The sequence below is a fragment of the Polynucleobacter sp. 80A-SIGWE genome, from assembly GCF_018882295.1.
Classification (GTDB): domain Bacteria; phylum Pseudomonadota; class Gammaproteobacteria; order Burkholderiales; family Burkholderiaceae; genus Polynucleobacter.
Genome location: NZ_JACVOR010000002.1, coordinates 938,048 through 952,010 on the forward strand (window position 1 = coordinate 938,048; position 13,963 = coordinate 952,010).

Annotated in this window: 15 protein-coding genes; 5 read left to right on the top strand and 10 right to left on the bottom strand. The window is 46.3% G+C overall.

All coding sequences use genetic code 11. The features are described 5' to 3' along the window. The 3 genes from rpoZ to ICN25_RS09585 are packed head-to-tail and all read right to left on the bottom strand — an operon-like array spanning position 1 to position 1,863. Positions 1–204, bottom strand: a complete 204-nt coding sequence (gene rpoZ, locus ICN25_RS09575; protein WP_011902918.1) for a DNA-directed RNA polymerase subunit omega — start codon at positions 202–204, stop codon at positions 1–3. 45 nt (positions 205–249) lie between these two features. After that, a complete protein-coding gene (gene gmk / locus ICN25_RS09580) occupies positions 250–900 on the bottom strand; it encodes a guanylate kinase (RefSeq protein ID WP_216182008.1) in 651 nt (216 codons plus the stop codon). A 21-nt stretch (positions 901–921) separates the two neighbouring features. Continuing rightward, complete coding sequence (locus ICN25_RS09585; RefSeq protein WP_216182011.1) at positions 922–1,863, bottom strand: YicC/YloC family endoribonuclease; 942 nt, start codon at positions 1,861–1,863, stop codon at positions 922–924. A 32-nt stretch (positions 1,864–1,895) separates the two neighbouring features. Here ICN25_RS09585 and rph point away from each other — a divergent pair, with 32 nt between their 5' ends. The 3 genes from rph to hemW are packed head-to-tail and all read left to right on the top strand — an operon-like array spanning position 1,896 to position 4,448. Beyond that, positions 1,896–2,627 (top strand): ribonuclease PH, encoded by a 732-nt coding sequence (gene rph / locus ICN25_RS09590; protein WP_216182014.1) that lies wholly within the window; start codon positions 1,896–1,898, stop codon positions 2,625–2,627. Positions 2,628–2,644: 17 nt separating this feature from the next. Next, entirely contained in the window at positions 2,645–3,244 is a 600-nt protein-coding gene (rdgB, locus tag ICN25_RS09595; RefSeq protein ID WP_216182347.1) for an RdgB/HAM1 family non-canonical purine NTP pyrophosphatase, read from the top strand. 7 nt (positions 3,245–3,251) lie between these two features. Further along, the gene (gene hemW / locus ICN25_RS09600; protein ID WP_216862899.1) at positions 3,252–4,448 is read left to right on the top strand and encodes a radical SAM family heme chaperone HemW; all 1,197 of its coding nucleotides are present in this window, start codon (positions 3,252–3,254) and stop codon (positions 4,446–4,448) included. A gap of 26 nt (positions 4,449–4,474) precedes the next feature. On the opposite strand, the gene ICN25_RS09605 is transcribed toward hemW, so the two are convergent. Beyond that, positions 4,475–5,278, bottom strand: coding sequence for an enoyl-CoA hydratase/isomerase family protein (locus tag ICN25_RS09605; protein WP_216182033.1), 804 nt, complete (start codon positions 5,276–5,278; stop codon positions 4,475–4,477). Positions 5,279–5,351: 73 nt separating this feature from the next. Further along, positions 5,352–6,350, bottom strand: a complete 999-nt coding sequence (locus tag ICN25_RS09610) for a tripartite tricarboxylate transporter substrate binding protein (RefSeq protein WP_216182036.1) — start codon at positions 6,348–6,350, stop codon at positions 5,352–5,354. Between the two features lie 80 nt (positions 6,351–6,430). Here ICN25_RS09610 and ICN25_RS09615 point away from each other — a divergent pair, with 80 nt between their 5' ends. Then, entirely contained in the window at positions 6,431–7,645 is a 1,215-nt protein-coding gene (locus ICN25_RS09615) for a CaiB/BaiF CoA transferase family protein (protein ID WP_370624734.1), read from the top strand. 71 nt (positions 7,646–7,716) lie between these two features. Here ICN25_RS09615 and ICN25_RS09620 read toward each other — a convergent pair whose 3' ends face one another. The 5 genes from ICN25_RS09620 to ICN25_RS09640 form a co-directional block, all read right to left on the bottom strand. Continuing rightward, complete coding sequence (locus tag ICN25_RS09620; protein WP_216182042.1) at positions 7,717–9,819, bottom strand: alkyl/aryl-sulfatase; 2,103 nt, start codon at positions 9,817–9,819, stop codon at positions 7,717–7,719. Between the two features lie 94 nt (positions 9,820–9,913). Next, entirely contained in the window at positions 9,914–11,356 is a 1,443-nt protein-coding gene (locus ICN25_RS09625; protein WP_216182045.1) for a sensor histidine kinase, read from the bottom strand. A gap of 60 nt (positions 11,357–11,416) precedes the next feature. Continuing rightward, on the bottom strand, positions 11,417–12,091 hold the full coding sequence (locus ICN25_RS09630; RefSeq protein WP_216182048.1) for a cytochrome b/b6 domain-containing protein: 675 nt from the start codon (positions 12,089–12,091) through the stop codon (positions 11,417–11,419). Further along, positions 12,088–12,549 carry a diheme cytochrome c gene (locus tag ICN25_RS09635; protein ID WP_255536746.1) on the bottom strand — a complete coding sequence of 154 codons (462 nt, stop codon included), beginning with the start codon at positions 12,547–12,549 and terminating at the stop codon, positions 12,088–12,090. The genes ICN25_RS09630 and ICN25_RS09635 overlap by 4 nt, the downstream gene beginning before the upstream one ends. Before the next feature lie 11 nt (positions 12,550–12,560). Continuing rightward, on the bottom strand, positions 12,561–12,944 hold the full coding sequence (locus ICN25_RS09640) for a DUF1924 domain-containing protein (RefSeq protein WP_216182051.1): 384 nt from the start codon (positions 12,942–12,944) through the stop codon (positions 12,561–12,563). A 218-nt stretch (positions 12,945–13,162) separates the two neighbouring features. Here ICN25_RS09640 and ICN25_RS09645 point away from each other — a divergent pair, with 218 nt between their 5' ends. Further along, the gene (locus ICN25_RS09645) at positions 13,163–13,771 is read left to right on the top strand and encodes a hypothetical protein (RefSeq protein ID WP_216182054.1); all 609 of its coding nucleotides are present in this window, start codon (positions 13,163–13,165) and stop codon (positions 13,769–13,771) included. Positions 13,772–13,963 lie beyond the last annotated feature (192 nt).

A 13,963-nucleotide genomic window follows, 5' to 3' on the forward strand; every position in this document is an offset into this window, starting at 1 on the left:
TTACAAAGGTACTTTGGTCAACATGTCACGGTCAGTTACGCCCGCAGCAACTTCACGCAACGCAACTACCGTTGCTTTATCTCTGGACTCAACACGTGGGGAGTGACCTTGAACCAATTGACGAGCGCGATAAGTCGCGGCCAATACCAGCTCAAAACGATTTGGGATAGTTTTTAGACAATCTTCTACAGTAATACGGGCCATGCTGAACTCACTTAAATTTAGCTTCAATACCTATAGGATAACTGATTAGACCCCAAGACGCCTTAAAAGCGCAGGGTTGCGAGCCATAATCGGCCCTGAGCGCAGGCGGCTGGCTGCAACTATCTGGCGTAAATCAATTAAGGCCCGCTCAAAATCGTCGTTGATGACAATGAAATCCGCCTCATGGGCATGCTGGAGCTCTAAATGGGCTGCAGCCAATCTTCTCTGAATAGTTGCCTCGTCATCCTGTCCTCGTTTGCGCAAGCGCTCCTCTAGAGCCTCAAATGATGGTGGGAAGATGAAGATCCACTGCACTTCCGGAATGATTTGACGAATCTGTTGAGCACCCTGCCAGTCGATCTCGAGCATCACATCGCGCCCGGTTTTCATTTGGGTTTCGATCCAGGCTTTGGAGGTGCCATAAAAATTGCCGTGCACTTCCGCATGCTCCAAGAAATTACCCTGATCGCGTTCAACTATAAATTCTTCTCTTTTGATAAAGCGATAGTCTTTGCCATCAACCTCACCCGGCCTTGGTGCACGCGTTGTAGTTGAAAGAGAAAGTTTGAGTGCTGCATCTTCCTGTAATAAAGCGTTCACCAAAGAAGATTTGCCAGCGCCTGATGGGGCAACGATCATCAACATACTGCCTTGGTAGGCAGGAGATAAGTTAGCTTTAGGTTTGGGGCTGGCCATAATAATTTGTGTAAGTAACAGTTACTCTAAATTTTGCACTTGTTCACGCATCTGCTCAATCAAGAGCTTGAGCTCTAAAGCAGCTTGCGTACATTCTTCTGAAACGGATTTGGAGCTTAGGGTATTGGCTTCACGGTTCAACTCTTGCATCAAGAAATCTAAACGCTTACCTACTGGCCCCTTGCCCGCAAGCGCAGTATCTACCGCCTGGAGATGGGTCTTAAGACGCGCAAACTCTTCCGCCACATCGATACGAACCGCATAGAGCACAACTTCTTGACGAATACGCTCCATCAACTCAGTACCAGATCCACTACTACCCTTGCCTTGTTCTTGCGCGGCCAATGCTTCTGCTAGGCGCTCGGTCAACTTCTCTTGATACTGGGCTACATAGACAGGAACCTTAGGTTCAATCACCTTAACAATCTCACGCATCTTGCTGGTGATGTTGGTGAGTACCGTAACTAAGGCTTTACCTTCTGCGTGGCGACTATCCATGAGGGCAGCTAAAGCAGCGCGGCCAGCTTCTACAGTGGCGGCAATCCAGCCTTCTTCTTCACCCCTAGGCTCAGAAACAATTCCGGGCCAACGCAAAATATCAGCGATACGTAATGCTTCCGCATTAGGAAAGGCTGTTTGAGCATGCTCTTGCAGGGTGTAGAGAGCATCTAAGCGATCCTTGTTCAAGGCGCCTAAGGCATGGGGGTTAGCTTTAGCAGCCCCAGCAGCACCCGAATTAACACGCCAGGCAGCCCGAAACTCGACCTTACCCCGAGAAAGGCTTTGGGTAGCCATCTCTCGTAAGGCAGGCTCAGCCCCACGACACTCGTCCGGAAGACGAAAGCCCAAATCCAGAAAGCGGCTATTAACAGCCCGACATTCCACCTGCAGATCAGCTACAACGCCAGCTCCTAGGGAGACTTGGCGAGAAGCGCTGCCATAACCAGTCATGCTCGATATCATATGGACATTGTAGATCTTTAGGACCACACCCCATGACTCAGCACAACATCACCCGCCCTAGTGGCCGCACCCCTACTGAATTGCGCCCTGTAAGCATCAGCCGTGCCTTTACCAAGCATGCGGAAGGCTCAGTCCTAATTGCCTTTGGTGACACTAAAGTACTTTGCACGGCCAGCGTTCTGGAAAAAGTGCCTCCACATAAAAAAGGCTCTGGCGAAGGTTGGGTTACCGCTGAATACGGCATGCTCCCCCGCTCCACTCACACTCGTAGCGATCGTGAAGCAGCGCGCGGCAAACAATCTGGACGCACACAAGAAATTCAGCGCTTGATCGGTCGTGCAATGCGCAGCGTCTTTGATCTAAAAGTCTTGGGTGAAAGAACTATCCATTTAGATTGCGATGTCTTGCAGGCTGATGGCGGAACAAGAACTGCATCGATTACTGGCGCCTATGTAGCAGCACGCGATGCAATTAATACCCTCCTGCAAAGTGGCGCACTCAAAGCCGATCCAATTATTGATAGTGTTGCAGCGATTTCTGTTGGCATCTATCAAGGCGTCCCTGTACTTGATTTAGATTACCCAGAAGACTCTTCTTGCGATACCGATATGAATGTCGTCATGACAGGCAAAGGCGGCATGATAGAAGTACAAGGCACTGCTGAAGGCGCCGCCTTCTCTCGCACTGAATTAAATGCACTACTAGATTTAGCAGAACAAGGCATTGCGGATTTAACGCAACTACAAAAAGAAGCGTTTAAGTAAAAGATCAAGGGTAGATGGTGCAAAAACTCGTTCTCGCCTCTAATAATGCCGGCAAGGTTCGGGAGTTTCAGGAACTCTTGGCGCCTTTTCGCTTTCAGGTTATCCCTCAAGGCGAGTTAGGCATTCCTTCGGCAGAAGAGCCGCACCATACCTTTGTTGAGAACGCGCTGGCTAAGGCACGTCATGCCAGTGCTGCCAGTGGCTTACCCGCACTAGCCGACGACTCTGGAATTTGTGCTCATGCATTAGATGGGGCACCAGGAGTCTACTCGGCACGCTATGCAGGCGTTGATGGAGATAGTGCAGCTAACAACCAAAAGCTGATTGCATCCTTACAAGGTAAAGCTGATCGCGGGGCACATTATGTCTGCGCCCTTGTCATGGTCAATAGCGCCAATGATCCAGAGCCGCTGATTGTGCAAACTCGCTGGTATGGAAAAATCATTGATGAGGCTAAAGGTGCCTATGGCTTTGGCTATGATCCCCACTTCTTTTTACCTGAACTGGGCAATACGGCTGCAGAACTAGAGCCTTCTGAGAAAAATCTCATCAGCCATCGTGGTCAAGCATTGCGCGAACTCATCGCCGAACTTCAAAGCCGTGCTCAATCCGCTTAATCCGGTTTTGGCGACACAGCCAAAACTCACCGCCCTTCCCCCGCTGTCTTTGTATATTCACTTTCCGTGGTGTGAAAAGAAGTGCCCTTACTGTGATTTCAACTCACATCAAATTAAAGATGGCGTTGGTAATACGGATTCGGGTGCAAAAGCTTCCCAGGGATTTGATGAGGCGCGCTATCTCAAGGCCCTCATTGCTGATCTTGAGACGGAATTACCTCGCATCTGGGGTCGTCAGGTACATAGCATCTTTATTGGGGGTGGCACACCAAGCTTGATGTCTGCCAATGGCATGAGTGAGCTCCTCTCAGCTATTCGAGCACGTGTGAACTTAGAGCCTGATTGTGAAATCACCATGGAGGCTAATCCCGGCTCGGTCGAAGCGGAGAAGTTTGCCGGCTTTGCTAAAGCAGGTATCAATCGCGTCTCTTTGGGCATTCAGAGCTTTCAGGATCAACAACTCAAAGCATTGGGGCGCATTCATAACGGTGAGGAAGCTAAGCGCGCAATTGCGATTGCTTTGCAACACTTTAAATCGGTCAATCTGGATTTGATGTTTGGCTTACCGAACCAAACTTTGGAAGCAGCTAAAGCGGATATTGAAACTGCCCTCTCATTTAAGACTCCACACCTATCCTTTTACAACCTCACACTAGAGCCCAATACTTACTTTGCGAACTTTCCTCCGAAGCTTCCAAATGAAGATGAGATAGATGCAATCTTTGAACAAAACTTGGCACTATTAGAGGCAGCAGGCTATCGACGCTATGAAGTATCCGCTTATGCCAAAAAAGATCAGGAGTGCAAACACAATCTCAACTACTGGCGCTTTGGGGATTACATCGGGATTGGCGCAGGCGCGCATGGAAAGATTTCCTTCCCGGACAAAATTACCCGCCAAGTGCGAGAGCGTCATCCAGAAACCTATATGCAGGCAATGGAAAGTCAAGGCAATGCCTTAATTGAAGCAAGAGAGATTCCCGCTAAAGATCTTCCATTTGAATTCATGCTCAATACATTGCGCCTAACAGATGGTGTAGATACCATCACCTTTAGTGAGCGCACCGGCTTGCCACTGAACGTGGTTTCAAAAGGATTGGAAGAAGCTAGCAAGAAAGGTTTGTTAGATCTCAACCCGAACAAGCTCAAAGCAACTGAACAAGGTTTGCGCTATCTCAACAATCTGCAAGAGATGTTCTTATAAGTCTAAAGAGGTGTTGCGAGCCTAGATTACTTTCCAGTCCAGACAGGTGGCTGGCCATCTAAGAATGCAGAAACCCCATTCTTAAAATCTTGACTGCCATAACATTCCCGAATGAGATCGCTGCAGTCCGGTAAGTTGTTTTTAATCAATCCAGCCAAGGTGAGCTTGGTGGCTTTTTGCGTAATGGGGGCTAATTTCATTAAGCGCTCAGCCAATTGATTAGCCTCAGTCTCAATATTTTCTGTGGGATAAGTAGCTAGAAGATAACCCTGTTTCAGCAACTCGCATGCAGTCACAAGCTCGGCCAATAACAACATGCGCTTAACAATATTGACACCTAGATGCGCCACGAGCCAAGCAACGTTAACGGCAGATAGACAATTGCCGAGTGTCTTTGCAATCGGAACCCCAAAGCGGGCATCTGGTGTGGAGATTCTGAAATCGCAACAACTGGCAATCGCAAGCCCTCCTCCAACCGCCATGCCATCAATCACCGCAATCGTCGGGATAGGCAATGTTGCCAGAGGTGCTAAATATTGATCGATACCCTCTTCATACGCAATCCCGTCTTCACCTGAGGTAAAGCTAGAGAACTGAGCGATATCGCTTCCAGAGACAAAGGACTTACCGCCAGCACCTCGCAAGATAGCAACCTTGGCCTTTGAGTTCTTGGCTAAGTCTTCACAAATGGATTTCAAGCTCTGGTACATCCCTACCGTCATTGCATTACGGGCAGCAACGTGATCGAAGGTGATGTACGCAACATCATTGCGAAACTCTAAGCGAACTTCAGCAATGCGTTCTGGAGTGGAGTTGTTTTCTGCTGTCATGAAATAAAAAACCCTCCCTCATTCAAGAGAGAGGGTCTGCAAATACTATAACTGAATAAACTGATTCTAGAGATTATTCAGCCTTGATATTCAGACTCTTTACCAAGCGCTGATACTTTGCCAACTCACCTGCCAAGAATAAGCTGAAAGCAGCTGGTGTTGCTGGACCTTCTGGCTGCAGACCCTGAGCATCCAATGTTTTCTTAATCTCTGGATCATTCGTAGCCGCTTTGACTGCCTGGTCGATTTTGTTCACTACGGCTGGATCCATACCTTTTGGACCCATCACGGAGTACCAATTGGTGACATCAAATCCAACGATGCCTACTTCATTAAATGTAGGTACATTAGGCAACAATGCCAAACGCTTTGGAGTAGAAATTGCCAAGGCCTTTAAATTGCCCTGACGAATCTGCTGTAAGTTTGGTGGCAAGGTATCAAAGTTCATTGTGATTTGACCGCCTAATAAATCCACAATCGCTTGACCGCTTCCCTTGTAAGGGACGTGATTCATTTCTACACCAGCAATCTTCGAAAACAAGGCGCCAGCCAAATGCTGCGTACTGCCAATACCAGAAGAACCATATGTCATTTGACCTGGGTTCTGCTTAGCCAAAGAAATCAACTGAGCCACCGAGTTCACCGGAAGAGAAGATTTAACCACCAGCACGTTTGGCACGTAACCCAAATAGGTGATCGGCGTAAAGTCTGTTGCTGGGTTGTAAGGAACGTTCTTCAGCACATAAGGGGAAATTGCATTGGAGTTGGAATGCCCCATCAATAATGTGTAGCCATCTGGATTAGATTTAGCAACTAGGTCTGCACCAATAGTTCCAGCAGCACCAGATTTATTTTCAATGATGACACTTTGACCCAAAATCTCGCCCATCTTTGGAGCGATAGCACGAGCCACAATATCGGTGCCACCACCAGGAGCAAATCCGACGATTAAACGAATAGGTTTGGTTGGGAAGGCCTGTTGCGCACTCGCGGAAAATGGCAAGGCGCTACAAATACCTAGGGCCAAAAAAGCGAATCTACGCAAAATCCTTTTAGGGGATTGATTGGTCATACGGTCTCCATTTTTTGTTTTATATTCAAGGCTAGTATTTAGCAGAACAATATAAACATATAAAAACAATTGAGACAATGATGAAAACACCTACCGGCAAGCCTTTACCCCTGGCTGGCGTCCGAGTTCTTGACGTGAGTCAAGTAATGGCGGGCCCCTACTGCTGTATGTTGCTTGCCGACTTGGGTGCTGATGTCATCAAAATCGAACCTCCAGGCACTGGAGACCAGACTCGTGGGGCAATGGGATTCAAGATGAAAGGTTCAGACAGCATGGGCTTTCTGAATATGAATCGCAATAAGCGCAGCGTGACACTCAACCTCAAAACTGATGCCGGAAAAAAGGTATTTTTTGAACTCGTTAAAACCGCAGATATCCTCGTTGAAAACTATCGCCCAGGGGTCATGAAAAAACTGGGTATTGATTACCCTTCGCTGAAAGAGATTAATCCGGGATTGGTTTATGCCAGCATCTCTGGATTTGGGCAAACGGGTCCATGGGCAGATCGCCCTGGTTTTGATTTGATGGCACAAGCGATGTCTGGCGTCATGAGTGTGACAGGCTATCCTGATGGTCCACCTGTTAAAGCAGGTGTTCCAGTAGCCGATATTGGTTGCGCCCTCTTCGCAGTCTATGGAATTTTGTCAGCCTATATTGGTAAAACCAAATCCGGCGAAGGTCAATTTATTGACGCCTCTCTATTTGATTCTGCCTTAGCGTTCTCAATCTGGGATACAGCGCAGTATTGGGGCACAGGCGTTGAGCCATATAAGTTGGGTACCGCCAATCACATGAGCGCACCCTATCAGGCTATGAAAGCCTCTGATGGTTACTTCGTGATGGGCGCCACCAATCAAAAACTCTGGAAACTCCTCTGCGACAAGATTGGTCGCCCAGAATTATTTGAAGATCCGCTGTTTATCACCAATCCACTGCGCCTAGCCAATCGCTTAATGTTGGCAGCAGAACTTGAGAAGACCTTTGTTACAAAAACCAGTGAGGAATGGGTTGACCTCCTCTTGGCGGCAGGCATTCCAGCTGGGCCGATTAATACCTACCCCGAAGCTTTTGATAGCGAGCATGGTCAGCACCGGAAGATGCGCATGGAGATTGATCATCCAATCGAGGGCAAGGTTCCCAATATTGGCTTTGCAGTCAAGATGATGGGTACACCGCAACAAGTGTCTCGCCACCCCCCTTTGCTTGGCGAGCACACTGATGAGGTGCTTCAAGAATTAGGTATCGCCGGCGACGAACTCAAGGCGCTAGAAGAAGGTGGAGCCTTTAATCCCTAAGGGGAAATTTTCCAGTTTCTGAGTATTAAAAAAGGACTCCGTAGAGTCCTTTTTTATCGCAAATGATTTACTTACTCACCGGCTGTAATAGCCATCTCTTGAGCTTCGAATGGATCTCTATTTGGCTTAGCAGGCGCAGGCTTTTTAGGCTTTGTACCAGGCATTAATTCAAAGTCTGGGGTAAAGACTGTCAAAGTGCCGCGCAACTGATCAAATACTTTACGATCCCCTTCAAACTTAACCTTACCTTCGGCCTGCAATTTATCAAATGTTGTTTGACCGCCCATTACCCGCTCGAGATCGCTACGATTTAATGTAACAGTCAAGTTTGGATTCTTTGCCTGCTGACCTTTGATATTAGTCAAGGCAGAGTTGCTCATCTCCACTACAAACTTCTCACCATTATCTGGGGTGACAAGGTTGATAGTGAATTTCATATCCGCTGCTTTTTTGCTATCCATGCTGATTGCCAAGGCATTGAGCCACAACTCCGTTGTCATGCCCTTGATCATGTCAGGACCATTTGACTTGGGTGATGCTCCTGAAGGCATTCCATGGCGAAGCTCATATGCAGCGCCCAAGAAACTATTGCGCATACTTGGGCTTTCTTTTTGATAGCCAATCTGCTCAAAAATATCTGCCAATAAATCTTTTGCAGCAGTGTTATTTGGCTGGGCATATACAAGCTTATTCACAATCTCCATCGCCTCACGATATTTACCTTGCTGATAAAGCTGCTTACCTTTGGCCATGATCTTGGCAGAACCACCCATCATCTCAACATATAGCGGAGCAGAATCTTTCGGAGACAAGGGAGCCAAGGTTGCTGGATTTGCATCCCAGTAACCAAGATAGCGATTGATGACTGCACGACTATTGTGCTCTTCAGAGCCGTGATAGCTATGAGCAGCCCATTGCTTTTTCAAGCTCTCAGGTTGTTTGTAGACGTTCTGAATTTCATTAATGGTGACGCCATTGTTAGCTAAATGCAGAACTTCATTATGTAAATGCGCATAACTATCGCGTTGAGTGCGCATCACTTCCTGAATACGTTCATTACCCCAACGTGGCCAAGTATGAGATGCAAACATCACTTCACTCTCATTACCGTAGCGATACAAAGCATTATTAATATTCTTTGACCAGGCCAAAGAGTCACGCACTAAAGCGCCACGCAATGTGTAAATGTTGTGAATCGTTCCGGTAATGTTTTCTGCCGCCCAAAACGCCTTGAACTGCGGGAAGTAGGTATTCATCTCGGCAGGCGCTTCAGTACCTGGTGTGTTTTGGAATTCCATTTCCACACCATCTACCGTCATCTTTTCATATGGCTGATTGATGTAGGCGTTAGGCTCAATCAAGCCCAAATTACCTGCCGCAGTATTTTTACCAATCGACTGGTCTACGTGACCAAATGGACTACGCGGCAACAGTACGCCATATTGAAAGTACATACGACGGGTCATAGCATTTCCAGCGTAGACGTTTTCAGCAATGGCATGATCCATAAATCCAGCAGGCGCGATTACTTTTACCTTGCCACTCTTCACATCTGCTTCGTCCACTACGCCACGCACACCGCCGAAGTGATCACCATGGGAATGGGAATACACCACCGCTACCACTGGACGCTTTCCTAATTTCTCATTTACCAGCTCAAGTGCTGCACGAGCCGTCTCTTTTGCTGTTAATGGATCAAACACAATCCATCCGGTATTGGTTTTGATGAAGCTAATGTTGGCGAGGTCAAAGCCACGCACTTGATAGATCTTTCCCGGCACTACTTCATAGAGGCCATAACCCATATTAAGAATCGCCTGGCGTTGCAATGATGGGTGAACGCTATCAAAGTCTTTGCCCTGCAATAAGAACTCATAACTACCCATATCCCAGGCAACGTTACCAGCGTCAGCCATGATGGTCTTATATGGAGGAGCAGCGATAAATCCTTTTTTAGCTTCTTCAAAGTCACGTTTATCTTCAAATGGCAGGGTTTTGCGCAAACCATTTTGCAGCTCTACGGTAAAGGTCGATGGCGCCCTACCTTTTGGATCAAAGTGCTTTCCTTGCATTGCCCCTGGATCAGCAACTACTCCCCCGCCTCCAGCAGCCAAAGCAGAATTACTAGAAAGGAGTGCAATAGAGATTGCAATGAGCGTGAGTTGGGTTTTCATAGAAGCCTTAAGGTGTTGCAGATATTGGTAAAAAAGGTACTTTACGAATTTAAAGAGAGGACTGCCTTTGGGCAATTAGCCTAAGAGCTAATACTCAGTCCATAAGGGAAGGTAAAAAGAAGATGAATTGCGCCCCGCCACCCTGAGCATCCCGATACCGAATATTCCCACCATGGCGAGCAATGATGTGCTGGCAGAGCCATAAGCCCAAACCCATGCCTGACTTTTTGTTACTACCGGCAAGCAATTCAAATAGGTGGGATTGAGCTTCTGTCGTAATACCGAAACCATTGTCGGAAATCAATACCTCTACCCCATCAGGAACATCATGGGTTTCAATCTTCAAGGTTTTTACCGTGGCGGATGATTCAGCCAGAGCTTGAATGGCATTGTTAATTAAATTCAGAAGGACTTGTTGAATTTCAGTTCGATTGATATTCGCCAATGTGCTCGATGAGAGGCTGAGTACAACTTGAATATTTTTTGACTGAATTTCAGGTTTAGTAATCTTGAGAACGGATTCAATTAACTCACCAAGCTCTACCTGTTCCGCGCCAATCTTTCCGTCTGAAAAGATCGATCTGAGCGATCGAATGATATTTGCAGCCCTTTGATTGTCTGACAATAAGGCTGATAAGACCTCTTGATTCTGCTCGGCACTTAAACTGCCTTCGGCGAGCTTCTTCTGAAGAAATTGAATATTTAAGAAAGAGGCGCCTAAGGGTTGGTTCAGTTCATGAGCAATAGAGGCTGATAAGGCTCCAGTAGCAACGGTTTTATTAGCCTTTAGAAGCCCGGATATCAAGTTCTCCCGCTCCAATAGGAGCGCCTTAATCTCATCATTTTCACTTTTTGATTTTGCGTTTGCTAAGGCGACTCTTTCCGCCCAATAGCCCCCAAGAGCAATGTAAGAGAGTGTATTAATAACTAACTGACCAATAGTCAGCAATATCAACAGTTGCGGAATTTGCTCCACACTGCTGATGGTAAAACCGGTTGAAGCTAAAACCCCTAGGCGTCCCAAGGAAAAACATAACTCAACTGCAGTTGCATATTGCATATACATTAACTGTTGAGAAGGCTCTAAACTTCTTTTGCGCCTGAGCATCAAAATTTGCCAAGAGAAGAATATGATCCCAATCGTGCACATAAATGCAGTGCGAATCTCGTAGTTTCCATAAAGACGAAGAAACTCGAAAGTTGGTATAAAAATAATCGTAGAAAGTGCAAAGCCATATTGCAAACGCTTAGTAACTGGGCCAATCAGTGATTTGCAAAATAGAAGCTGAAAAATAGCGGCGATATAAAACAGTGAATTCGCAATCGTGAAATTAAATGCAGGATTTTGCATACTCTGAATTACCAGCGCACCACCACCGAAGATTAATAAGGCGAGAATATTTGCTATTAATGAACTCATCCAATAAGGATTGGGTCTAAGATCACTTTGGGAGCGGTGATAGTGATAAATACCTAATAGCAGGCCCAACTGAATAGTGGCCAGGATGAAGAAATACAGGGCAATCAGAAGCTTCATGCTATCTATCGTACAACGAGGGACATGGCTAGGGACTTACATCCCTCTCGGGCAGGGCATTTACTGTGTGAGGCTGGGCAAGCCACCACTCAAGGTTAGATAGAAGAAGTAAAGTGCGCCCAAACAAATAAGGGAACCAATCAGGTATTGCGGATATCGAATACCCTGCTCTGGAAAGCCCTTCTTTTTGCCAGTGACCATGGATCGCACCAGATTCTGCTTTTCAATAACGCTCATTCCAATTGCGGCAATGACGTGAACAATAACCAAGCCAAGGACCAGGCTGGCAACCGCTTCATGTATCTCAGAAGCAAAATTACCAAAGAATTCCTTAACTGTCAGATAACCAGTAAATCCGATCAAGAGAATAAGAAGCATGAGCGCAAACATCACCAAGCCACCCGCAGGATTGTGGCCAACATCGTGATGGGGATGACCACGCAACATCGCCATGAAATGCTCAATGACTGCTTTAGGGCTTTTGAGGAACTGACTGAATCTTGCGTAGCGAGTACCAATGACGCCCCACACCAATCGAACCAGGACGAGTACGCATGCGGTATAGCCAAACGCATAGTGAATCATGGCCAAGCGCTCACTCTCTGAAGTGAGCCACGCACCAGCAAAACAAATCACCAATAACCAATGAAACACTCTCACTGGCATATCCCACACCATAATTTCTTGCTTCACTTTTCCAGTGGCGCCAACGGTATCGTGTACAGATGTATTCATTTTGCGGGGATCTTAATGTTATTTTCACTAAAGACACCCTTAGCGGCATCAATATGACAGGCGCCGCAGTTGGCGGGACTCTTAATTCCCGCCCTCTTCCAAACATCTGGCCTTACCTCATCATGCTTACGGATAAACCAAGTTGTTTTGGTGATGCGGTTTTCTGGAGCAGTCTCGCTATATTTTTGACGAGTAGCTGCATTCTTAATTAACCAGCTCGTAATCTCAGTCTGAGTCTTTGCGTCCACGCTAGCATCAGTGCCAAAGTGTTTTGACAGACTAGACATTACATTTTTCCAGCTTTGCTCGCTCAATAGCGCTGGCGGATAGGCCATATGACAACTTGCACACTCAGCCTCATAAGAAGCTGGTGCATCAGCAGGCATCGTCATTTTGGCGGCGAACGTGGTCGAAGCTGCTAGCAGCAAGGAAGCAGCAATGAATATAGTTTTTTTCATATTGATGAGATTTATTTAACAGTCATTAACCAAGAGAGCACATCTGCTTTTTCTTGGGCGGTGCAATCTCTACCCAATACATCATTGCAATTTCGTTTAAACCATTTCTCTGCCTTGGCTTCATCTGTAAAGCGCGCAGGATTGGCGCTAGGTGCTAATGGCTTAATTACCTTACCAGTAACAATATGTTTAGTGTCGTGATTGGGGGGATTTTCATGGCAGGAGGCACAGCTCCACTCTTTGCCATGCTTGGCATTGAAGAACTGCTCACCCCTTGCAGGCGAAGCTTTACCAGATTGAGCCTCATAAGACTTCAGTAAGTCCGATGGCGTTGCTGCCATTGCAGAGAAACTCAGGCCAACCAGACTACATATTGCCCATTTTTTAAACAACATACATACCCCTTATTTACTTACTTCTAGCTATTAGTATGCTCCTTTGATGTGACAATGCGGTCCATATAGATAAGCAGAATAGTCAAGTATTGAAAAGGGATTGGGTTCATTTAACTCAACAATCATTCTGATTGTCGATATGAGTAATACAATTGTCAGAATCGCTATTTATTAGCTTTTATCTATTACCGCATTACCCCTTCAACAGGGTATTGCACATGATTAACATTAAGGACCAAATCATTATGAAAAAAATCATCATTGCTATCGTCATTGCTGCTATCGCAGTTGGCGCATACCTTTTCCTCACTAAGCCAAAAGCACCTATCGCTGGTGTAGCTGCTCAAGAAGCTGCCCTCATTTACGACGGCGAAGTAACTAAGGTTGATGCTGCTACTCGCACTGTTACTCTGAAAAATAAAGACGGCGAAACTTCTATCGTTGCTGGCCCTGAAGTTAAGAACTTTGCTGAAATCAAAGTTGGCGACCGTTTTGACGTTGTTTACGAACTCGCTGTTGCTATTGAGTTGGTTAAGGTAAAAAATCCAGGCACAACTAGCGAGCAAGTGACTACAAGCACGACTACTGCTCCACAAGGCGACAAGCCAGGCATGATTACTACTAACACTGTTACTGCTACTGCCAATGTTGAAGCGATTGATACAACCAAGAACATCGTTTCTTTAAAAGGCCCACAAGGCAATATCTTCAAAGTTAAAGTTCAGAACCCTGACTTGATGAAAGATATCGCTGTAAACGACCAAGTTAAAGTGGTTTACACAGAAGCTATTGCTGCAGTAGTAAGCGCACCAGCTGCTAAGAAGTAATGTAATAACGCTTTCTAGTAACTAGAAAGACAAAACCCCAGCAAGTGATTGCTGGGGTTTTTTATTTGGCGGAAGAGGTGTCTAGATTTTGCCCCTCCAATGAACTCTACCATTATCCATAAGCCCATGAATTATATGGCTTTAAAGGGTAACCCTACTCCCGTGTAAACCACCTAAATCCATCTGAGACTA

Excerpts from the sequence above, each read along its gene's own strand:
- rpoZ (WP_011902918.1), bottom strand. The coding sequence starts at position 204 with ATGGCCCGTATTACTGTAGAAGATTGTCTAAAAACTATCCCAAATCGT.
- gmk (WP_216182008.1), bottom strand. The coding sequence starts at position 900 with ATGGCCAGCCCCAAACCTAAAGCTAACTTATCTCCTGCCTACCAAGGC.
- ICN25_RS09585 (WP_216182011.1), bottom strand. The coding sequence starts at position 1,863 with ATGATATCGAGCATGACTGGTTATGGCAGCGCTTCTCGCCAAGTCTCC.
- rph (WP_216182014.1), top strand. The coding sequence starts at position 1,896 with ATGACTCAGCACAACATCACCCGCCCTAGTGGCCGCACCCCTACTGAA.
- ICN25_RS09605 (WP_216182033.1), bottom strand. The coding sequence starts at position 5,278 with ATGACAGCAGAAAACAACTCCACTCCAGAACGCATTGCTGAAGTTCGC.
- ICN25_RS09610 (WP_216182036.1), bottom strand. The coding sequence starts at position 6,350 with ATGACCAATCAATCCCCTAAAAGGATTTTGCGTAGATTCGCTTTTTTG.
- ICN25_RS09615 (WP_370624734.1), top strand. The coding sequence starts at position 6,431 with ATGAAAACACCTACCGGCAAGCCTTTACCCCTGGCTGGCGTCCGAGTT.
- ICN25_RS09620 (WP_216182042.1), bottom strand. The coding sequence starts at position 9,819 with ATGAAAACCCAACTCACGCTCATTGCAATCTCTATTGCACTCCTTTCT.
- ICN25_RS09625 (WP_216182045.1), bottom strand. The coding sequence starts at position 11,356 with ATGAAGCTTCTGATTGCCCTGTATTTCTTCATCCTGGCCACTATTCAG.
- ICN25_RS09630 (WP_216182048.1), bottom strand. The coding sequence starts at position 12,091 with ATGAATACATCTGTACACGATACCGTTGGCGCCACTGGAAAAGTGAAG.
- ICN25_RS09635 (WP_255536746.1), bottom strand. The coding sequence starts at position 12,549 with ATGAAAAAAACTATATTCATTGCTGCTTCCTTGCTGCTAGCAGCTTCG.
- ICN25_RS09640 (WP_216182051.1), bottom strand. The coding sequence starts at position 12,944 with ATGTTGTTTAAAAAATGGGCAATATGTAGTCTGGTTGGCCTGAGTTTC.
- ICN25_RS09645 (WP_216182054.1), top strand. The coding sequence starts at position 13,163 with ATGATTAACATTAAGGACCAAATCATTATGAAAAAAATCATCATTGCT.